At 68.5% G+C, this 19,432-nt stretch carries 18 protein-coding genes; 5 read left to right on the plus strand and 13 right to left on the minus strand.

Annotated elements, in window-relative coordinates; all coding sequences use genetic code 11:
• Window positions 1-234: 234 nt before the first annotated feature.
• The gene (locus ACYVII_RS06245; RefSeq protein ID WP_460532644.1) at window positions 235-2,526 is read left to right on the plus strand and encodes an MMPL family transporter; all 2,292 of its coding nucleotides are present in this window, start codon (window positions 235-237) and stop codon (window positions 2,524-2,526) included.
• 8 nt (window positions 2,527-2,534) lie between these two features.
• Here ACYVII_RS06245 and ACYVII_RS06250 read toward each other — a convergent pair whose 3' ends face one another.
• The gene (locus ACYVII_RS06250) at window positions 2,535-3,155 is read right to left on the minus strand and encodes a LysE/ArgO family amino acid transporter (RefSeq protein ID WP_460532842.1); all 621 of its coding nucleotides are present in this window, start codon (window positions 3,153-3,155) and stop codon (window positions 2,535-2,537) included.
• 149 nt (window positions 3,156-3,304) lie between these two features.
• Between ACYVII_RS06250 and ACYVII_RS06255 the strand changes: the two genes are divergently transcribed.
• A complete protein-coding gene (locus ACYVII_RS06255; protein WP_460532647.1) occupies window positions 3,305-4,177 on the plus strand; it encodes a LysR family transcriptional regulator ArgP in 873 nt (290 codons plus the stop codon).
• Here ACYVII_RS06255 and ACYVII_RS06260 read toward each other — a convergent pair.
• From ACYVII_RS06260 to ACYVII_RS06275, 4 genes are all read right to left on the minus strand, one after another.
• Window positions 4,166-4,609, minus strand: coding sequence for a nitroreductase family deazaflavin-dependent oxidoreductase (locus ACYVII_RS06260; RefSeq protein ID WP_460532650.1), 444 nt, complete (start codon window positions 4,607-4,609; stop codon window positions 4,166-4,168). The genes ACYVII_RS06255 and ACYVII_RS06260 overlap by 12 nt on opposite strands.
• 2 nt (window positions 4,610-4,611) lie before the next feature.
• Window positions 4,612-5,466: an LLM class F420-dependent oxidoreductase gene (locus ACYVII_RS06265; RefSeq protein ID WP_460532653.1), complete on the minus strand. Its 855-nt coding sequence runs from the start codon at window positions 5,464-5,466 to the stop codon at window positions 4,612-4,614.
• Window positions 5,467-5,558: 92 nt separating this feature from the next.
• Entirely contained in the window at window positions 5,559-5,765 is a 207-nt protein-coding gene (locus ACYVII_RS06270; RefSeq protein WP_460532656.1) for a cold-shock protein, read from the minus strand.
• A gap of 90 nt (window positions 5,766-5,855) precedes the next feature.
• On the minus strand, window positions 5,856-6,854 hold the full coding sequence (locus ACYVII_RS06275) for a fatty acid desaturase family protein (protein WP_460532659.1): 999 nt from the start codon (window positions 6,852-6,854) through the stop codon (window positions 5,856-5,858).
• A gap of 331 nt (window positions 6,855-7,185) precedes the next feature.
• On the opposite strand from ACYVII_RS06275, the gene ACYVII_RS06280 reads away from it, so the two are divergent.
• Complete coding sequence (locus ACYVII_RS06280) at window positions 7,186-8,193, plus strand: LLM class oxidoreductase (RefSeq protein ID WP_460532662.1); 1,008 nt, start codon at window positions 7,186-7,188, stop codon at window positions 8,191-8,193.
• Window positions 8,190-9,629, plus strand: a complete 1,440-nt coding sequence (gene cofE / locus ACYVII_RS06285; protein ID WP_460532665.1) for a coenzyme F420-0:L-glutamate ligase — start codon at window positions 8,190-8,192, stop codon at window positions 9,627-9,629. The genes ACYVII_RS06280 and cofE overlap by 4 nt, the downstream gene beginning before the upstream one ends.
• Window positions 9,630-9,774: 145 nt before the next feature.
• Here cofE and ACYVII_RS06290 read toward each other — a convergent pair whose 3' ends face one another.
• The 5 genes from ACYVII_RS06290 to cofD form a co-directional block, all read right to left on the minus strand.
• Entirely contained in the window at window positions 9,775-10,593 is an 819-nt protein-coding gene (locus ACYVII_RS06290; RefSeq protein ID WP_460532668.1) for an LLM class F420-dependent oxidoreductase, read from the minus strand.
• An 82-nt stretch (window positions 10,594-10,675) separates the two neighbouring features.
• On the minus strand, window positions 10,676-12,148 hold the full coding sequence (locus ACYVII_RS06295) for a flavin-containing monooxygenase (protein WP_460532671.1): 1,473 nt from the start codon (window positions 12,146-12,148) through the stop codon (window positions 10,676-10,678).
• Window positions 12,145-14,772: a bifunctional FO biosynthesis protein CofGH gene (locus ACYVII_RS06300; protein ID WP_460532674.1), complete on the minus strand. Its 2,628-nt coding sequence runs from the start codon at window positions 14,770-14,772 to the stop codon at window positions 12,145-12,147. The genes ACYVII_RS06295 and ACYVII_RS06300 overlap by 4 nt, the downstream gene beginning before the upstream one ends.
• Before the next feature lie 138 nt (window positions 14,773-14,910).
• Window positions 14,911-15,324, minus strand: coding sequence for a PNPOx family protein (locus ACYVII_RS06305; protein ID WP_460532677.1), 414 nt, complete (start codon window positions 15,322-15,324; stop codon window positions 14,911-14,913).
• 43 nt (window positions 15,325-15,367) lie between these two features.
• Complete coding sequence (gene cofD, locus ACYVII_RS06310; protein WP_460532680.1) at window positions 15,368-16,381, minus strand: CofD/YvcK family protein; 1,014 nt, start codon at window positions 16,379-16,381, stop codon at window positions 15,368-15,370.
• 81 nt (window positions 16,382-16,462) lie between these two features.
• Between cofD and ACYVII_RS06315 the strand changes: the two genes are divergently transcribed.
• Window positions 16,463-16,993, plus strand: coding sequence for a PNPOx family protein (locus tag ACYVII_RS06315; RefSeq protein WP_460532683.1), 531 nt, complete (start codon window positions 16,463-16,465; stop codon window positions 16,991-16,993).
• Here the strand turns inward: ACYVII_RS06315 and ACYVII_RS06320 are convergent.
• Genes ACYVII_RS06320 through ACYVII_RS06330 form a run of 3 tightly spaced genes read right to left on the minus strand, consistent with a single transcriptional unit; the run spans window position 16,947 to window position 19,413 of the window.
• Window positions 16,947-17,597 carry a DUF805 domain-containing protein gene (locus ACYVII_RS06320; RefSeq protein WP_460532687.1) on the minus strand — a complete coding sequence of 217 codons (651 nt, stop codon included), beginning with the start codon at window positions 17,595-17,597 and terminating at the stop codon, window positions 16,947-16,949. The genes ACYVII_RS06315 and ACYVII_RS06320 overlap by 47 nt on opposite strands.
• Window positions 17,598-17,636: 39 nt before the next feature.
• Entirely contained in the window at window positions 17,637-18,542 is a 906-nt protein-coding gene (locus ACYVII_RS06325) for an Fpg/Nei family DNA glycosylase (protein WP_460532690.1), read from the minus strand.
• A gap of 43 nt (window positions 18,543-18,585) precedes the next feature.
• The gene (locus ACYVII_RS06330) at window positions 18,586-19,413 is read right to left on the minus strand and encodes an ABC transporter permease (protein WP_460532693.1); all 828 of its coding nucleotides are present in this window, start codon (window positions 19,411-19,413) and stop codon (window positions 18,586-18,588) included.
• Window positions 19,414-19,432 lie beyond the last annotated feature (19 nt).

The raw sequence follows: 19,432 nt of genomic DNA on the forward strand, positions 1-19,432 counted from the left end.
CGAGAACCGCCGGTTCACGGTCGGCCACTGAGTGCCCGGCCGCTCCAGCACCTCCACCACCCACGTTCAGGTCGCGAAGACGGCCCTTATGCGGTGGGAATAGGGGCCGTCTGCGCGACCTGAACCGGGGGCGACGCGGGCGGCGGTCCTAGACTGTGCTGCGCTCGGGGCGAGCACTTGCACAACCGATGGAGTCTGTTGAGCGGCCCAGCCGCGAACACACCGGGAGGGTCGTTGACGCAGCCAACGAGTCGTGGTCCCGAGCCCGTCCGGGTCGGACCGATCGGACGGCTCGGCGCGACTGCCGCGCGGCATCCTTGGGTCACTCTCGTGTGCTGGCTCGTGGTCGTGGCGGCAGCGGCGGCCACGGCGCTCGGCGGAATCGGCGGGCAGACGCTGTTCGATCGCCTGGCCGGATCGGTCCCGAGCGTGCACGGCGAGAGCTCTGCCGGCGCCGACCGGCTCGCGTCGAGCTCCGGCAAAAGCGTCACGCTGCTGATCCACGGCGTCGATCTCTCCGATCGCGAGGTCGCGACGCGGACGACCGCGCTCGCCCGCGATCTGGCCGCGCTGCCGGAGACGACCGTGGCCGACCCGCTCGCCGCGCCCGGCGGCATCCAGAACCCGCAGGTCGCGCCTCTCGTCGCGAAAGACGGCAGAGGCGTCCTGATCACGGCGACCGTTGCCGCGGCGGGCGGCCACTCGGCGTCACAGGCCACCGTCGACGACCTGCAGCGGCTGATGGATGCCGCCGCCGACGATCTGCGCGCCGCCCACCGGGCCGCGACGGTCGCGGTCGGGAGCACTCAGCTGCTCACCGACTCGCTGATGTCGATCAGCGAGAGCGACCTGCGCCGCGGCGAGACCGTCGCGCTGCCCATCGCGCTACTCGTCATGCTCATCGTGTTCGGCGGGTTCATCGCGGCCGGGCTCCCGCTGATCGGCGCGGGCGCGTCGATCGTCACCTCGCTCGGCGTGCTGCTTGCGTTCACGTACGTCACCGACATCGCGAACACCGTGATCAATGTCGTCACTGCGGTCGGCCTCGGTCTCTCCATCGACTACGGACTGCTCGTGGTGAGCCGCTTCCGTGAGGAGTACCGGGCGGCGGCCGGGCGTGATAGCGCCACTACGGAGCGATTGCGCAAGCTGTACGGGCGCGACCACGACGAACCGGCGCAGCACCGCGCGATCAGAATCGCCGCGGTCGCCTCCGCGCTGGATCACGCCGGGCGCACCGTGCTGTTCTCCGGCACGACGTTCGCGATCGCCAGCCTCGGGCTGCTCGTCTTCGAGCCGACGTTCGTGCATGCCGTGGGAATCGCCGCGATCGCCGTCACGGTGATCGCCATGCTGTCGGCGACCACACTCATCCCGGCGATCATCGGCCTCACCGGGCAGAAGCTGCTGAGGCCCGGCGCGCTCACCCGGCTGCCCTGGCTCGGCCGGTCCATCACGCGGTTCGGCGACGTCGCGCCGGCGGAGGGCTTCTTCTCCCGGCTCACCCGCCGTGTGCAGCGGCATCCCGCGCTGGTCACGCTCGGCTGCGTGGTCGTGCTCCTGCTGCTCGGCAGCCCGGTCGTCACACTCGCTCTGGCCAACACGAGCATCGACGCCGTGCCGCGGGCCTCCAGCCAGTACACGTTCGAGACCACGCTGACCGACGAATTCCCGGATGCCGCACCCGCCGGCGTGCAACTGGTCACGACGACCCGTCAGCACCTCGTGTACTGGACGCGGGAGGTGACGAAACTCGCACACGTCGACTCGGTGCAGCAGCCGCAGAAGTCGGGCGAATCGTGGACCGCCCGAGTCGAGGTGAACCCGCGCGACGGGGTCGAGGTGGTGCGGAGCATCCGTGCCGATCCGCCGCACTTCGACCACTGGGTCACCGGCATCGACGCCGGAACCGTCGATCTCGCCGACTCGCTGGTGCGCGGCGCCCCGTGGGCGATCCTCATCGTCGCGGCCGGGACCATCGCGTTGCTGTTCCTCATGACCGGTTCACTCGTCGTCCCGTTGAAGGCGCTTCTCGCCAGCGCGCTCTCGCTCGGCGCATCGCTCGGGCTCCTCGTCTGGGGCTTCCAAGACGGCGCGTTCGCGGGCATCCTCGGCTTCGACGCCGGGCGGGTGTACGGCGTCGACGTGATCGTGCTGCTCCTCGCGCTGGCGTTCGGCTTCGGCCTGGCGATGGACTACGAGATGTTCATCCTCTCCCGCATCAAGGAACGGGTGGATGCCGGCCTGCCGGGTCGCGAGGCGATCGCCCTCGGATTGCAGCGCTCGGGTCGCATCATCACCTCGGCCGCACTCATCATCATCGTGGTGTTCGCGGGGTTCGCCACCGGCGACCTGATCATCATCAAGCAGCTCGGTGTCGCCCTCGCCTTCGCCGTGTTCATCGACGCGACCCTGGTGCGCTGCCTTCTCGTGCCGGCGTTCATGACCTGGCAGGAGCGCATCATGTGGTGGGCGCCGCGCTGGATGAAACGCGTGCACGCCAAGATCGGTATCGCCGAGAGCTGAGTGCATGCTCAACCGACACCGTCGTGGAGCGCCTCCAATGCGATCGTGACCGCGAGGACGAACATCGTCACGGCGATGAGCACGTCGAGCACGCGCCAGGCGACGGGGGAGCGGAAGAGCGGGCCGAGCAGGCGGGCACCGAACCCGAGTGCGGTGAACCAGATGGCGCTACCGAGTGCGGCGCCCAGTGCGAACCACCAGCGGTTCGCGCCATAGCCGTTGCCGACCGTGCCCATCAGCACGACGGTGTCGAGATACACGTGCGGGTTGAGCCAGGTGAACGCGAAGCAGGCCGCGACCGTTGCCCACAGGCCGGCCGGACCGGAACCCGACGCAGGATCGAGCTCGCCTGGCCGGAACGCGCGCTTTGCCGCGAGCACCCCGTACAGCACGAGGAACGCCACGCCGACCCAGCGCACGATGGCGATCGCCCACGGCGCTGCGAGCACGAGCGCGCCGACGCCGGCAATGCCCGCGGTGATCAGAACCGCGTCGCTGCCAGCGCACACGATCACGATGGGCAGAACGTGCTCGCGACGCAGTCCCTGCCGCAGCACGAACGCGTTCTGCGCTCCGATCGCCACGATCAGCGAGAGGCTGAATCCGAGTCCCGCCAAGACGGTGCCGATCCCGGAGCCCGCCGACCCGGCATGCACGGATGCCTGCAGTCCGGTCGCCGCGGACACGAGCGAGATAGGGAGGGGCACCCGACGACACTACGAGCATCCTCAGATGAAGTGAAGCTACTGTTTCTAATGCTGCATTAGCATCGCTTTCGATGGATCTGGACCTCGCGCAGCTCCGCGCCCTTGAAGCTGCCGTGACGCACGGCACACTGGATGCCGCCGCTCGCGCCCTGCACATCACGCCGTCGGCGGTGAGCCAGCGCATCCGTGCGCTGGAGGCATCCCTCGGGCGTGTGCTGCTCGTGCGCTCCAAACCCGTCACCGTCACGGAGTCTGGCGCCGCCGCGTTGCGCGTCGCGCGTCAACTGGATGCCCTGGCCGACGCGCTGGCCCTCGACCTGGCAGGAGAGGAGGGAGGCCGGCGCTTGATTCCGCTCGGCGTCAACGCCGACTCGCTTGCGACGTGGGTGCTGCCGGCGCTCGCGGGACTCGAGGGGATGGACTTCGAGTTCCACCGCGAAGACCAGGACTACACGGTCTCCTATCTGCGCGATGGCACCGTCATGGCCGCCATCACGGCCGACTCGGCGCCGGTGCAGGGCTGCACGGCGGAGCCGCTCGGTGTGATGCGCTACGTGCCGGCGGCCGACCGCGAGTTCGCGGCCCGCTGGTTCCCGCACGGCGTCACCGCCGCAGCGCTTCGAGCTGCGCCGTATGTGGACTTCGACCGCAAAGACGACCTGCAGCACCGTTACCTGCGCAAGCATCGGGTAGGCGACGAGAGCGCGCCGCGGAATCAGGTGCCGGCATCCGCCGACTTCGTCACCGCCGTGCGGCTCGGGTTCGGCTGGGGCATGATCCCCACCGTGCAGCTGCCGCAGGCGGGTCAAGAGGTCGTGGTGCTCGACGAGCACGGCATCGACGTGCCGCTCTACTGGCAGCAGTGGAATCTGCGCAGTCCCGCGCTCGACCGGGTGCGCGAGGCTATCCTCGCCGGCGCCACCGTGCTGCGGTCAGGCAGCTGAGACAGGCGTCAGCACGAACACCGGGATCTGCCTGTCGGTCTTCTTCTGGTAGTTCGCGTAGTCCGGCCAGACGGCGACGGCGCGCTCCCACCAGGCATCCCGCTCGGCACCCTCCGCCACGTGCACGATGTAGTCGTGCCGCTCCGGCCCGTCCTGCAGCTCGACGTTCGGGTTCTGCACGAGGTTGTAATACCAGGTCGGATTCTTGTCGGAGCCGCCCTTCGAGGCCACCACCGCGTACTCGCCGTCGTGCTCGACGCGCATCACCGGGTTCTTACGCAGCTTGCCCGATTTCGCGCCGACAGAGGTCACGACGACGATCGGAACGCCGCGCAGCGTGTTCGCCTTCGCGCCACCGGATGCCTCGAACTCCTCGACCTGCTGGCGCGCCCAGTCGGACGTGCCCGGTTCCCATTCCCCTGTCAACGGCATGCCTATGCAACCCTCTCTGCTACTGAACCCAAGAACTCGACGGCGTGCAGCGGATCGGGCACACGTGCCGAGACGTATGCGGTGGTGAACCCGAGCTCACGGAGCTTGTCGAGCCGGCCGACGAACTCGTCGAGGTCTGCCCCCGGCGTGAACGCTGTCGTCGTGGTCTTCTCGACCGTGTCGTAGTCACGCTCCTCGACATCGCACCAGTGGCGCAGCACGTCCAGCTTGTGGGCGGCATCGGGCGAGCCGAAGATGTTGCAGGCATCCGCGTATCTGGCCACGAACCGGAGCGTCTTCTTCTCCCCGACGCCGCCGATCATGAGATACGGCCTCGGCTTGCTCAACGGCTGCGGCGAGTTGAGGGTGCGACCGAGGTGGTAGCGCTCGCCGTCATACGGGCTCTCGTCGTCGCTCCACATCTGCAGGCAGATCTGAATGGCCTCCTCAAGCCGCTCGAAGCGCTCCTTCGTGGGCGGGAACGGGATGCCCAGCCCCTTCGACTCCTCCTCGTTCCAGCCTGCTCCGATGCCGAGTCCGGCACGGCCTCCGGAGAGCACGTCGAGCGTGGAGATCTGCTTGGCGAGGATGCCCGGCTCGCGGTAGATCACGCCCGTCACGAGCGTATGCAGCAGAACGCTCGACGTGTGCGCGGCGAGGAACCCGAGCGCCGTGTATCCCTCGAGCATCGGCTTCTCCGCGGTGCCGATGTTGGGGATCTGCCAGAAGTGGTCCATCACGGTGATGCGCTTGACGCCGGCCGCCTCCGCCTCCTGCGCGGCTCGGGCGAAGGTGGCGCCCAGCTGCTGCGGCGGTATGTCCCAGGTGAAGTCGGCGATGTGGAATCCGATGTCCATGCGTCGACGTTATCGTGACTGCCGCAGACGCAAAGCGCGGGCCGGAGGGGACCATCCCTCCGACCCGCGCCGTTGTGGTGTGCTGCGTGCTGTTACTGCGCGCTGCGGATGTTCGTGGCCTGGGGGCCCTTGGCACCCTGCTCCACGTCGTACTCCACCTTCTGGTTTTCTTCGAGGTTGCGGTAGCCGCTTCCCTGAATGGCGGAGTGGTGGGCGAAGACGTCGGCCGAGCCGTCGTCGGGGGCGATGAAGCCGTAGCCCTTGTCAGAGTTGAACCATTTGACGGTGCCGGTGGCCATACGTCGTATTCCTTTTATTCATGTTCGAGAACCGCGAACTGCGGTTCCCCGTGCGGCTGCTGTGATGCTGCCGACGTTCTTGATGTCGCGCTAAACCCCACGGTACTGCGCGATGACCGGACAGGCGAAGGGATCTCGAGCCTGCAGCCCGACCCGGTTCAGGTAGGCGATGACTATGCCATAGGAGTTCAGCAGTGTCGTCTCGGTGTAGGGCACGCCGTTGGCGGCGCAGTGGTCGCGCACGATCCTCCGCGCGCGAGCCAGGTGCGGGCGGGCCATGCTGGGGAACAGGTGGTGCTCCACCTGATAGTTGAGCCCGCCGAAGAGCATCGTCGCCCACCAGCCGCCGCTCACGTTGCGGGATGTCAGAACCTGCTTGCTGAAGAAGTCCAGCTTCGTGCCGGCCGGGATGATCGGCATGCCCTTGTGGTTCGGTGCGAAGGACGCGCCCATGTACACGCCGAACACCGCCAGCTGCACGCCCAGGAAGGCCGCGGCGATGCCCGGCGGCAGGAAGAAGAAGAGCAGCCCGAGGTAGAGCGCGAAGCGCGCAGCGAGCAAGGTGATCTCGGTCTTGCGACCCTTCACCTGGTTCCGTCCGAGGAGGTGCCGGGTGGATGTCAGGTGCAGGTTCACGCCCTCGAGCGTGAGCAGCGGGAAGAACAGGTAACCCTGCCGACGGGTGAGCATCGCCATGAGGCCGGTGCGCTTCGCCGCGTCTTCCTCGAGGAAGGAGATCGTGTCGACGGCGATGTCGGGATCTTTGCCCACCTGGTTCGGATTGGCGTGATGCCTGGTGTGCTTGTTCATCCACCACGCGTAGCTCATGCCCACCACGAAGGTGCCGATGTAGCGACCGAGCCGGTCGTTGGCGGGACCGGATCCGAGAATCTGGCGGTGCGCCGCCTCGTGCGAGAGGAACGCGAACTGGGTGAAGATCAGGCCGAGCACACCGGCCAGGATGAGCTGGTACCAGCTGTCGCCCAGAAGCACCATTCCGACGACGACGCCGGCCGTAGCGACGAAGAGGCACAGGGCGACCAGTGCGTAATAGGCGGGTGTGCGTCGCAAAAGACCTTGGGCCTTCACCGCGCGTGACACCTCTGTGTACGACGCGGCGACATCGACACGTTCATCCGATCGGCGACGAGTCGCGCGCACCGCGCCGAGACGACCTTCGAGAAGAGCCGTCGCCGTCGACGGTGCTGCTGATTCCGGTAATGCGGGTGCGGCGGTTGAAGCTGCGATGAGTATGCCTGTCTGATAGTCGGCCGTCACGGCCATCTCTATGCCAAAGGCAAAACGCCGATCGCTGTTTCAAAGGCTACCGCCGCACTCATGCCTCAAACCGCAAGTGCCCTGGCAATCGTGACGTGTCGCCTGTCGACGGCTCCGGGGCGCGATCGGCAGAATGGAGCGCATGGCCACGCGAGAACTCCAAGTCGGATACGCCGCGATGCTCGAGCAGTTCGCTCCGATGGAGGTCGTCGAACTGAGCGCGCACGCCGAACAGCACGGATTCTCGGGGGTGATGGCCGCCGATCACTTCCAGCCGTGGGTGCCGACCCAGGGGCAGGCATCCTTCGTCTGGAACGTGCTCACCGCGATCGGCGAGCGCACGAAGGGCGATCTCGGGCCCGGCGTCACCACGCCCAGCTTCCGCTTCCATCCCGCGATCGTTGCGCAGGCGTCCGCCACGCTCGCCGCGATGTATCCGGGGCGGCACTGGCTGGGGCTCGGGTCGGGTGAGGCGCTCAACGAGCACATCGTCGGCGGCTACTGGCCCGAGGCGCCGGAGCGCATCAACCGCATGTTCGAGGCGATCGACATCATCAAGAAGCTGTTCTCGGCGTCGCTGGCCGGTAAGGATGCCAAGCACTCCGGTCAGTTCTTCAAGCTCGAGTCGACGCGGCTCTGGACGATGCCCGAGCAGGCGCCAGAGATCCTCATCGCCACGGCGGGACCGGTGACCGCCAAGCGTGCCGGACAGAGCGTGGACGGTCTCATCACGGTCGGCGCACCGCTGGAGAAGATCAGCGGTCTGTTCGCGAAGTTCGATGAGGGTCAGCGTGACGCCGGCAAGAACCCGGACGACGCTCCGCGCGTGCTGCAACTGCACCTCAGCTGGGCTCCCACCGACGAGGAGGCCTTGGCGAACGCGATGCACGAGTGGCCGAACGGGGGCATGAAGTTCCCGAAGGCCGACATCCGTTCGCCGTTCGAGTTCGAGCAGATCGCGAAGCTCGTGCGCCCGGAGGACTTCCAGGGGCGCATGGTCATCTCCAGCGACCCCGACGTTCACCGCGCCGCGATCCAGAAGTACGTCGATCTCGGTTTCGACCGGGTCTACCTGCACAACGTGGGCCGCAACCAGCGGGAGTGGATCGAGGTCTTCGGGCGCGACGTGCTGCCCAAGCTGCACCGATGACGGCTGCCGCGCTCACCGCGTGGCCCGTTCCCGGCATCCGGGAGATCGTGCCTGGCGACGACCTCGCCGCGCTCGTCGGCGATGCACTGGAAGCGGATGCCCGCGAGCGGCCGGAGCGTAGCCTCCAGCCCGGCGACATCCTCGTGGTGACCAGCAAAGTGGTGTCCAAGGCCGAAGGCCGCGTCGTGGCGGCTCCGGACCGCGAGGATGCGATCACCGCCGAAACCGTGCGCGTCGTCGCGACGCGCGCCTACGACGGCGGTCTCACCCGCATCGTGGAGAACCGCCAGGGCGTCGTGGGTGCTGCCGCCGGAGTCGACGCGAGCAACGCACCGGACGGCGTCGTGCTGTTGCTGCCCGAGGATCCGGATGCCTCCGCGCAGGCACTGCGCGACGCCTGGAGTGCCCGCTTCGGCGTGCAACTCGGCGTGATCGTCAGCGACACCCTGGGCCGCACCTGGCGCATCGGTCAGACGGACGTTGCTATCGGGGCGGCAGGTGTGCGCGTCGTTGACGACCTTCGCGGGCAGACGGATGCCTCTGGCAAGCCGCTCGCCGTGACTCAGCCGGCCGTGGGGGACGAGTTGGCGGCGCTCGGCGACCTCGTGAAGGGCAAGGCGAGCGGATGCCCGGTGGCGGTCGTGCGCGGTGCCTCCCGCCTGGTGGTGGATGACGAAGCGCCGTTCATCACCGGTCGCTCGTTGGCCCGTACCGGTCCTGGCGACATGTTCCGGCTCGGCACCGACGAGGCGCTCGCCGAGGGATACCGGCGCGGACTGGCGACCGGACTCGCGATCGCCGCGGGAGCAGAACCCCGGTGGACCGTCGTCATCCCGTTCAAGGGAGGCGACAGCGCGAAATCCCGGTTCGCGGATGCGGCAGGGATCGACAGAAGGCAGCTGTCGGTCGCATTCCTGACCGACACCATTCGAGCCGTTCGAACTGCGCGTTCTCCGGATCGGGTGCTCGTCGTTACTGCCGACTCGCGACTGCGCGACGTGCTCGGCGACTTGGTCGATTGCGTGATCCCGGACCCTGGAACGGGTCTCAATAGCGCGGTCGCGGCCGGAGTGTCCGCCGCGTATGAGCGCTGGCCGTCGTCGTTCGTCGCCGTGCTGGTCGGCGATCTTCCAGCTCTTCGGGCCGATGACCTCGACGAGGCATTGCGGCTCGCGGTGGATGCGGCGAAGGGCGGGCATCCGTACGCGTTCGTTCCCGACCACGACGGAACCGGCACCACGGCGATCACGGCGGCGCCGGGCGCCGCGGTCTCCTCCCGTTTCGGAATCGACTCCCGCCTCCGTCATGCAGAGGCGGGTTTTCACGAGTTGGCCGTCCCGCAGGGCTCCACGTTGCGCCTCGACATCGACGACGCGTCGGCCCTGAACGAGGCTCGCGACCGCCTTGGGGAAGCGACCCGCGAACTCGTCGGCTGACCTCGCGGAGCTGCATGCGATGTTCGAGGTGATGCAAAATGCGCAATTTGCGGCACCTCGAAAATCGCTCGAGTACGAACGCCGGAAGTTGCGACGCCGCGACCGAGGGACGGGAGCGATGGATCGGCCAGGGGCCGCGTAGTCCTCAGCCGTTCGCGGCGTCGCGCCACTGGAGCAGTCGGTGCACGCTGTCCCAGTCGTAGTGCGGGGCACTGATCGAGAGCGTGTACAGGCGCGCTCCTAGCGAATGGAACTCGTCCAGCTCCGAGCGGGATGCAGTGCGCCCGGGCTCGACGGAGATCGTGATCTCGTCGCGGTCGCGACCGACGGTCTCGCACCAGCGGTCCAGCACACCCAGTTTGTGGCGCAGCGTGTCGGGGTCGGAGAAGCTGTGCCAGATATCCGCGTGCTCGGCGACGATTCGCAGGGTCTTGCGCTCGCCGCCACCGCCGATCAGTACCGGAATGTCGCGGGTCGGCGCCGGATTCAGCTTCTGCCAGCGCTGCTCGATGCGCGGCATGGCTTCGGCGAGGGCGTCCAGTCGGGAGCCTGCCGTGCCGAACTCATAGCCGTACTCGTCGTAGTCCCGCCGGAACCAGCCGGAGCCGATGCCGAAGATCAGCCGGCCGGTTCCTGGCATTCCGTCCGGAGCGGGCTTCGCGCTGATGTGGTCGACGGTGCGGGCCATGTCGGCCAGCAGATCCGGATTGCGGTAGCTGTTGCACGTGACGAGCGGACCGATCTCGATGCGCTCGGTCTGCTCGGCCCACGCGGCGAGCATGGTCCAGCCCTCGAAGTGCAGCCCGTCCCGCTCGCCGGAGAGCGGGTAGAAGTGATCCCAGTTGAAGGCGATGTCGACGCCGAGATCTTCCAGGCGCAGCAAAGTGTCGCGCAGGGTCGGGTAGTCGGCGTGCTGCGGCTGAAGCTGCACACCGATGCGAACGGGGGCGTCCTGACTGGGCACGATTCTCCTGGTGTTCGAGCGAGCACGGGGGCGCTCGCGGATCGGATGTCTCGACGTTAGCGAGCGCACCCGAAGCGTGGGATCAGCTCGCCACCGGAACGCGGTAGACGGCGGGGTCGAAGGTGCCGTTTCGCTCGCGGAACGTGTGTGCGTAGCCAGGCCACAGCAGGGCGAGGCGGCCGCTGCGCTCGTCCACGTACCAGCTCGTGCAGCCGCTCAGCCAGACCGTGTCGCGGGCGGCGGCGTCGATCGCGGCGACGTAGGCATCTTCGGCATCGAGCGGGATCTCGAGCGGATCGCCGGAGGCTCTGAGGTGGTCGAGCGCGCCGAGCACGTAGTCCAGTTGCGCCTCGATCATGTAGACGGCTGAGTTGTGGCCGAGGCTGGCGTTCGGCCCGTCGAGCACGAACAGGTTCGGGAAGCCGTGCACCACGGTCGAGGCGTAGGCGCGCATGCCGTCCGACCAGTGGTCAGCGAGCCGGATGCCGTCCCGCCCGGTCACGAGGTCGGCGAACGGCGGGCGCGTCGCGTGGAATCCGGTTGCGAACACAAGTACGTCCACCTCGTGGCGCGTGCCGGATTCGGCGACGGCGGTGGAGCCATCCATGTGCTTGAGAGCGGATGCCTCGAGCGTCACATTCGGCCGCTGCAACGCAGGGTAGAAGTCGTCGGAGAGCAGCACGCGCTTGCAGCCGATCTCGTAGTCGGGGGTCAGTGCGGCGCGCAGCAGCGGATCCGTCACCTGCGTTTCGCGGTGCGTGCGGGCCCGTTCGCGAAGCTCGCCGATGGCCTCCGGTACGCCGAGTCGCTGCGGGAACGCCGACTCGGCGTCCCAGAAGATCTGTTCGCGCAGGCTCTGGCGGGCGGCGGCATCCGTCAGCTCGTCGAGCTCTGCGGCGGAGTACGGGCGATCACCGCGTGGCACCACGTATGGTGCGCTTCGCTGGAACACTGTGACGTGACGCGAGCGACGGGCGAGCTCCGGCAGCAGTTGCACCGCCGACGCACCGGTGCCGACCAGGCCGACCCTGGCATCCGCGAGCGGCAGCGTGTCGTCCCAGGTCGCGGTGTGCATCGCGGGGCCTCGGAATCCGCCGAGGCCGTCGATCGAGGGGATGCGCGGTTCGCTCAGCCGGCCCACGGCGCTCACCAGAACGCGCGCGCGGTACTGAGCGGCCGGTGTGGTGACGAGCCAGCGCTCGTCGTCGGCCAGCCAGCTGGCATCCGTGACGGGCTCGCCGAACCACAGGTGGGGGAGGAGCCCCTCCTCGCGTGCGCACTCGCGCAGGTATTCCTGTAGCTCGGCACCGCTCGGGTACACGTGCGACCAGTCCGGCTTCGTGCGGAACGAGTAGGAGTACAGGTGCGACGGGATGTCGCACGCCACGCCCGGATACACGTTGTCGCGCCACGTGCCGCCGACGTTGTCGGCCCGCTCGAGGATCACGAACGACTCGTCCGCCCCGCTCTCGGCCGCGCGGCGCTTCAGGCGGATGCCCAGCCCGAGCCCGGCGAATCCGGCACCGACGATCGCGACGTCGACCTCGACCGTCATCCCGCGACCCGCTCGTACGTCGTCGTGCGCTGCACTAGAGGGCGCCCCACCTCGTCCGCGATGCGGCGCATGTCCGTGACACTGAGCACCCGCCCCTGCTCGGGGCCGGCCCACGGTGCGACCTCGCCGTCGATGAGCACGCCGCCCAGGTCGTCGACGCCGCCACGCAGCACCAGCCGCGTTCCGTGGATGCCGAGCTTCGTCCACGCCGCCTGCAGATGGTCGATCGTGCCGGCCAGCATGAGCCTGGCCACCGCGTGCACCGCTCGCGACTCGCGCAGCGTGGGCCCAGGCCGTGCGCCCGGGACGGTGACGGGGGAGTCCTGCGGCACGAACGGCATGGCGATGAACTCGGTGAAGCCGCCGGTGCGCCGCTGCAGGTCGGCGAGCATGCGCAGGTGCGCAACCTGATCGGATGCCGTCTCGATGTGCCCGTAGACCATCGTCGCGGTAGAGCGCAGCCCGGCCCGGTGCGCGGCCTCGACGGTCGTGGTCCACTCCGCGACCGGCAGCTCGGTCCTGCCGGAGAGGATGCTCCGGATGCGGTCGTCGAGAATGCGCGCGCCCGTACCGGGAACGGTGCTGACTCCCGCCTCGCGAAGCGCCCGGAGATATTCCGGCAACGGCATATGGAACCGCTTCGCCCCGTCGAGCAGCTCGATCGGTCTGTACGCGTGCACGTGAAGCTCGGGGTGATGCGCGTGGATCGCGCGCACGAGTTCCAGGTACGCGGATGCCGGCTCGCCGTCGCCGATGCGCCCCTGAACGCAGACTTCCGTGGCTCCGAGCTCTGCGGCCTCGTCGGCCAGCGCTGTGGCGAGTTCCAGCGTGAGCGTTCCCTGCGGCGTCTTCCCCAGCGTCTTCGGCGCCGAGCGTGCGTGTTCCTCTGCTCGAGGGTGCGCGTTCTTCCCACCGAGAGTGCCCAGGAGCGACGCGTCGATGTTGCGATTGACCACGTAGGTGATCTCGTCGCCGACGCGTTCGCGCCGTACGTCGTCCGCGAGGGCCGCGAGGGCTTCGAGCTCCTCGCCGTCTGCGCCCAGCAGCGCGACGTAGTCCGCGTCGTCGAGCCCGGACGGCTCGCGGCGGGCAGCCTCGAGCAGTCCGGCCACGCGAAGCGGCACGGGACTTAGCGTGGCGTCGGCACCTCTTGCAAAATACGCATTTTGCGTATTTTGCGCAGCAGTTGGACCGGGGATCGTCGCTTGGGGCTCGGAGCCTAACATGCGTGCCGGCCGGATGGACGCGGAGGCGCTGGACACGAGCTCCCACGGTCGCCCCACCACCGGTGCCGCCTCGTCGGCGAGCCCGTAGTCATCCGACAGCGCCAGCAGATGCGGGAGAACGGCCGGGTCGATCCACGGCTCGCCCTCGCGCACGAAGTGCGGGTGCGCCGTGAGCCGTTCGTGCAACGTGTAGCCGGCGAGTCCGGTGAGCCTGGCCAGTTCGTCGATCTGCGGCCACGGCCGTTCCGGATTGACGTGGTCGGGCGTGAGCGGGCTGACGCCTCCCCAGTCGTCGATGCCGGCGCGGATCAACAGAGCGAGCTCATCGTGATCGGTGAGGTTCGGCGGTGCCTGCACGCGGGCATCCGCCCCCAGCACGAGCCGGGTGACGGCGACTGCGGCTGCATACTCGTCGGCGGCCAGATCGGGGCGGTGCATCATGGCGGTCGCGTCCTTCGCCCTGAAGTTCTGCACGATCACTTCCTGCACGTGCCCCCACCGCGCGTGCGAGTTCCGCAGCGCGAACATGGCGTCGACGCGGTCGCGCACCGTCTCGCCGATGCCGAGCAGCACGCCGGTGGTGAACGGGATGCGCGAGCGCCCGGCATCGTCGATGACGCGCATCCGTACTGCAGGGTCCTTGTCGGGCGAGCCGAAGTGCGCCTGCCCCTTCTCTGACCACAACCGCACCGACGTGGTCTCCAGCATCATTCCCATCGAGGGTGCGACGGGCTTCAGCCGCTGAAGCTCGGCCCAGCTCATCACGCCAGGGTTGAGGTGGGGGAGCAGCCCGGTCTCCTCGAGCACCCGGATCGCCATGGCCCGCATGTACTCGAGCGTCGAGGCATAGCCGTGCTCCGCGAGCCACTCACGCGCCACCGCCCAACGGTTCTCCGGCCGGTCACCGAGCGTGAAGAGCGCCTCCTTGCAGCCCATCGCCGCGCCCTGCGTGGCGATCTCGAGCACCTCGTCCTCGGAGAGAAACGGCGAGATCCCGGCCTTGGCGAGCTTGCCGGGAGTCTGCACGAAGATGCAGTAGTGGCAGCGGTCCTGGCACAGGTGCGTCAGCGGAATGAACACCTTGCGGGAGTATGTGATGACGCCGGGCCGGCCCGCTCGCTCGAGGCCCTCGTCGCGGAGCCGGGACGCGATGCCGAGCAGGTCGTCGAGGTCGCCGCCGCGAGCGAACAGCAGCGTCTCAGCGTCGTTGTGCGCGGGTGGCATGCCGGCCTCCGCTGCTTCGCGCGCGCGATCCAGCGCCTGCGCCATGCGCTCGAGAGACGGACGCACCGCGGCCGTGCCGTCCTCCTGCGGCATCGACGAGGTGGCCACGGAGGCACCAGCGGATGCCTGGCGGCGCGAGGAGACATCGGTAACGGTCAGCTGCTCAGCGGCCACGGACATCCTCTGCGTGCTTAGCCGTCGTGGGAGCCGATCGGCTAACAGGAACAAGGGAAAAGAGAGATGCGACCCAAAGCCAGGCCATACAGCTGATTCGTGGCGAGCCTACTCGCACGGCCCCGGTTGTGAACGCGCTCAGTGTCGGGTGAGCCGTACCACCGGGATGAGGCGGTCCGTCTTCTTCTCGTAGTCGAGGAATCCGGGGTAGTGGCTCGTGAACTCCTGCCACGCGCTGTCGCGCTCGTCGCCCGTCAGCCCTGTGGCGTGCACCTGCACCTCGCCGTCGTCGGGCGTCTCGATCGTCAGATCGGGGTGGGCGAGCAGGTTGTGGTACCAGGCGGGGTTGTCCGGGGCGCCGGCCTTCGAGGCGGCGATAAGCCAGGCGTCCGGTGCCGTTCGCCACGCGGCGACGGGCGTGACGCGCTCGATTCCGCTCTTCGCGCCGGTGTGGTGCAGCAGCACGAGGCCGCGTCCGAAGTGGGTGACGGTGCCGCCATTGGCGCGGAACTCGTCGATAATCGGCTGGTTGTAGTCGTTGGGGTCTGCCATGAAGCCGATCGTAGGGAACGTGCCCCGCTGTGGAGCCAGTGTGTCAGCTCATGGCGAGATCGAGCGCCGCGGCGGCCATCTGCGAGGTCGTCGGCACGTCGCGCATCCACAGGGGAACGGCCCGGGCGGCGATGCCTGCGGCTTTCAGTGCGGGCACGGCGTCCGCATCGACCTCGTCGACCAGCCAGCCGTCGAGCAGTCCGCCGGAGCGGCGTCCGCCGTAGTGCAGGCCGACCGCCCCGGCGGACGTCTCGACGCCGATCACGGTGAGGCAGGCATCCGCCATGCCGCGCACGGCAGCGCCACCGATGATGGGCGAGACACCGACGACACGAGCGGAGGTCTCTCGTACCGCCTCCCGGATCCCTGGCACGTTGAGGATGGTCCCCACCGACACCACAGGATTGGACGGCGGCAGGATGACGACGTCCGAGTCGCGGATCGCCTCGATCACGCCGGGAGCGGCGACGGCCGATTCGAGCCCCACCTGCACGAACTCAGTGGCCGGAACGCCCGCCCGGTACCGCACCCACCACTCCTCGAAATGGATGAGCGACCCGTGCGGATGCTCGTCGACCGCCTCGCCCAACCGCACGTGCGTCTCCACTGGCGCGTCGCTCATGGGCAGCAGACGTGCCTGCGGCCGCCAGCGCCTGCACAGGTACCCGGTCGCCTCGCTGAGTGTCGCACCGTCGCGGAGCAGCTCCGTGCGCACGATGTGCGTTCCGAGGTCGAGGTCGCCGAGCGTGAACCAGTCCCAGCCCTTGCCGTAGGCCGCGATCTCGCCGGAGACCCGGCGCGTCTCGTCGTCGCGTCCCCAGCCCTGCTCCTCGCTGATGCCGCCGCCCAGGGTGTACATGACCGTGTCGAGGTCGGGGCAGACCTGCAGGCCGTTCAGCGTCATGTCGTCGCCGGTGTTGACCACCACGGTGACCGTCACGCGCGAGCCGCCGATCCCGTCCGGGTAGGCATCCGTCAGGTGCGCGAGGAGCCCGCGGGTGAAGCGGGCGCCGCCCACGCCGCCGGCCAGAACGGTCACACGCTGCAGATCGGTCATGCGGTCAAGTCAATCAGGTGAGGTTCGACGTTCGTGCTGGGGGCGACAGACGAGTGATGGCGTCTGCGTCAGAATCGACGCATGCACTCGCTGCGCACGTCCTCCCCGCTTCGCGCGGTGCGGGCATCCGTCGCCTGGTTCTCACGCACCCGGTTCTTCCGAACCGTTGGGCCCGCTGTCATGCCTCCTCTGGAACGGTTCATGGCCGTGGTCACCCGCGGCAGAGTGCAGCTGAGCGGTCTTCTCGTACCGTCGCTGGTGCTGCGCACGACCGGCGCGAAGAGCGGCCTCGTGCGCGAGACCACGCTGATGTACTGCCCGGAACCGCACGGGCGGATGCTCGTGACCGGCAGCAACTTCGCCCGTGACGCGCATCCGGCGTGGACTGCGAACCTGATCGCGCATCCCGACGCAGTCGCTGTGGTGCACGGCAGGCCGATTCCCGTGCGGGCACAACTCATCGGCAACGACGAGCGCGAAGATGTCTGGGACTACATCCAGCGGCAGTGGCCCGGGTACCGCGGCTACGAGCGCGCCAGCGGCCGAGTGCTGCGCATCTTCCGGCTCACGCCTGCCCCTGCGGCGGATCGGGCGGAGTCTGTTCGGCGGTAGGCGGGGCGGGCGGCGGCGCGTAAGGCGCCTGCTGGTAGGGCTGCTGCGGCGGGTAGGGCGCCTGCTGGTAGGGCTGCTGCGGATAATACGGCTGGTAGGGCTGTTGCGGGTAGGGGACCCCATAGGCGACGGCGTCGAAGCGAGCACCCATCGGACTGGACGGAAGCAGCGCGAGGATGAGCACGACGATCCCTCCCAGGTAGGGGATGAACCCGAGGAAGAAGAACGGACCCGCGAGGTTCGCATCGTGCAGCCGTCGCCAGGTGATCGCGAGGTTGCCGACGAGCGTTGCCAGGAACCAGCCGATGCCGACCACGGGATAGACGGCGAAGATCGGGCCGGGCGCAACGTTTCCGTAGGCATCCGCTATGCCGGTGGCGATGCCGCCGCCGACGCCGATCGCGATGGCGGCAAGGTACACGATCGCGTTGCACAGCGCCCACCACCAGTACTCACTGCGACTGGCGCGACCGGTGAACGTCGCATACTTCTTCCAGAACCGGCGGAAGGCGACCGGCAGGCTCGCCCCGTAGTGGGGCAGTTCGAGCGGCACCTGCGCATTGGGCGGAGAGTACGGCGGCGACGGCGGTGGCGTGTAACTCATTTGAGAACCCTATGACGTGCACTGCGCCAGGGGAAACGCCTATTTCAGCAGCCGCGACAGTACCCGATCGGCGAGCGGCTTGCCGCCGGTCTGGCAGGTCGGGCAGTACTGGAACGTCGAATCCGCGTAGATGACCTGCCTGATCGTGTCGCCGCACACCGGGCAGGGCTCTCCCGTTCGCGCGTGCACGCGCAGGTTCGACTTCTTCTCTGCCTTGAGCTCGGATGCCTTCAGCCCGTCCGCGCGCTGCAACGCCTCGCGGAGCGTCGACCGTGTCGCCTCATAGAGGGTGTGCACGTCGTCGGCGGTCATGTTCGCGGGCTTGAACGGTGACATCTTCGCCACGTGCAGGATCTCGTCGGAGTACGCGTTGCCGATACCTGCGACCCTGGACTGGTCGCGCAGCACACCCTTGATCTGGGCGCGGCCTGCGGCGGCAAGGATGCCCGCGAAGACCTCCTCGGTGAACTCCGGAGCCAGCGGGTCGGGTCCGAGTCGCGCGATTCCCGGTACCTCGCTGGGGCTGCGTACCAGGTAGATCGCAAGGCTCTTCTTCGTGCCCGCCTCGGTGATGTCGATGCCGGAGCCGTCGTCGAGCACGAGCCGCGCGGCGAGTGGGCCGGCGCTCCGCCCGCGCGGACGAGCGGCGGGAACCGGTGCGGCTTCCCTCCAGCGGATCCAGCCGGCGCGGGCGAGATGGACGACCAGGTGCAGCTCATCGAACGACCCGCTGCGCCCGCCGTCGTCCGTCGGAACGACCGTGGCGTCGAGAAACTTGCCGTGCCGGCCCACGCCGGCCACGAGCATCCCGTGCAGTGCCGACACGGGCGGGTCGAACGTCTTCAGCGCCGCGAACGACGTGACATCGAGCCGGTCGATGGCATGCCCCTTCAACCGGCTGTCGAGGTCGGCGGCCAGCGCGTGCACTTCGGGCAGTTCGGGCACCCGACCAGTCTGCACCGCACGTCCGACGCAGGGCCAGGGCCGCTCAGCTCAGGATGTCTTTCGTCGCGAACCTGCCGTACGCCAGGCATCCGAACACCACGACGTACCCCAGTTGCAGCAACGCGTTCTGTCCGTACGAATCCCACACGATCGGATCGCGCAAGAGGTCGCCGAATCCGAGCCAGTAGTGGGTGAACAGCCACGGGTGCACCCAGTCGAGTTGCGGGAGCTGGTCGAGTATCTGGGACACACCGGCGAGCACGACGGTGGCCGCCATGGCGCCGACCGGAACGGTGGTGAGCGTGGAGATGAACAGGCCGATGGCGCCCAGTCCGAGCAGTGAGATCGTGACGTAGCCGGCCATGAGCGCGGTGCGCACGAAGAAGCCGCCGGTATCGACGGTATCGCCGGAGAGCAGCGTGACCGGTCCGATCGGGAACAGCAACGCGCCGATCCCGATGCCGGCGAGCACGATCACCACGGTGGCTGCCAACGAGAACGCGACCACGCCCGCGTACTTCACGACGAGCAGACGGATGCGACCGGCCGGCGCGACGAGCAGGTAGCGGAGGGTGCCGAGACCGGCCTCGCCCGCGATGGTGTCGCCGGCCACGACGCCGAGCGTGAGCGGCAGGAACAGCGGGATGCACACCACGAGTGCGGTGAACCCCACGAAGAGCCCGTTGTCGGTGATCGCACCGAGGAAAGCGGGTCCACGTCCGCTGGAGCCCGCGCCGGTGACCCGCACCACGACGGCGATCAGCACGGGAACGGCGGCCAGCGCGACGAGCATGGCGATGGTTCGGCGACGACGGAACAGCGTGCCGAGCTCGGACCCCAGCAACGCGAACGGACGCAGGTGGGTGCTCATCGCGGCAGGCTCCGCCCTC

Source organism: Humibacter ginsengiterrae, from assembly GCF_054780115.1.

Coding starts and splice junctions, on each gene's coding strand:
- ACYVII_RS06295 (WP_460532671.1), bottom strand. CDS start 12,148: ATGACGGTCGAGGTCGACGTCGCGATCGTCGGTGCCGGATTCGCCGGG.
- ACYVII_RS06255 (WP_460532647.1), top strand. CDS start 3,305: ATGGATCTGGACCTCGCGCAGCTCCGCGCCCTTGAAGCTGCCGTGACG.
- ACYVII_RS06315 (WP_460532683.1), top strand. CDS start 16,463: ATGCACTCGCTGCGCACGTCCTCCCCGCTTCGCGCGGTGCGGGCATCC.
- ACYVII_RS06270 (WP_460532656.1), bottom strand. CDS start 5,765: ATGGCCACCGGCACCGTCAAATGGTTCAACTCTGACAAGGGCTACGGC.
- cofD (WP_460532680.1), bottom strand. CDS start 16,381: ATGACCGATCTGCAGCGTGTGACCGTTCTGGCCGGCGGCGTGGGCGGC.
- ACYVII_RS06260 (WP_460532650.1), bottom strand. CDS start 4,609: ATGCCGTTGACAGGGGAATGGGAACCGGGCACGTCCGACTGGGCGCGC.
- ACYVII_RS06305 (WP_460532677.1), bottom strand. CDS start 15,324: ATGGCAGACCCCAACGACTACAACCAGCCGATTATCGACGAGTTCCGC.
- ACYVII_RS06265 (WP_460532653.1), bottom strand. CDS start 5,466: ATGGACATCGGATTCCACATCGCCGACTTCACCTGGGACATACCGCCG.
- ACYVII_RS06330 (WP_460532693.1), bottom strand. CDS start 19,413: ATGAGCACCCACCTGCGTCCGTTCGCGTTGCTGGGGTCCGAGCTCGGC.
- cofE (WP_460532665.1), top strand. CDS start 8,190: ATGACGGCTGCCGCGCTCACCGCGTGGCCCGTTCCCGGCATCCGGGAG.
- ACYVII_RS06280 (WP_460532662.1), top strand. CDS start 7,186: ATGGCCACGCGAGAACTCCAAGTCGGATACGCCGCGATGCTCGAGCAG.
- ACYVII_RS06320 (WP_460532687.1), bottom strand. CDS start 17,597: ATGAGTTACACGCCACCGCCGTCGCCGCCGTACTCTCCGCCCAATGCG.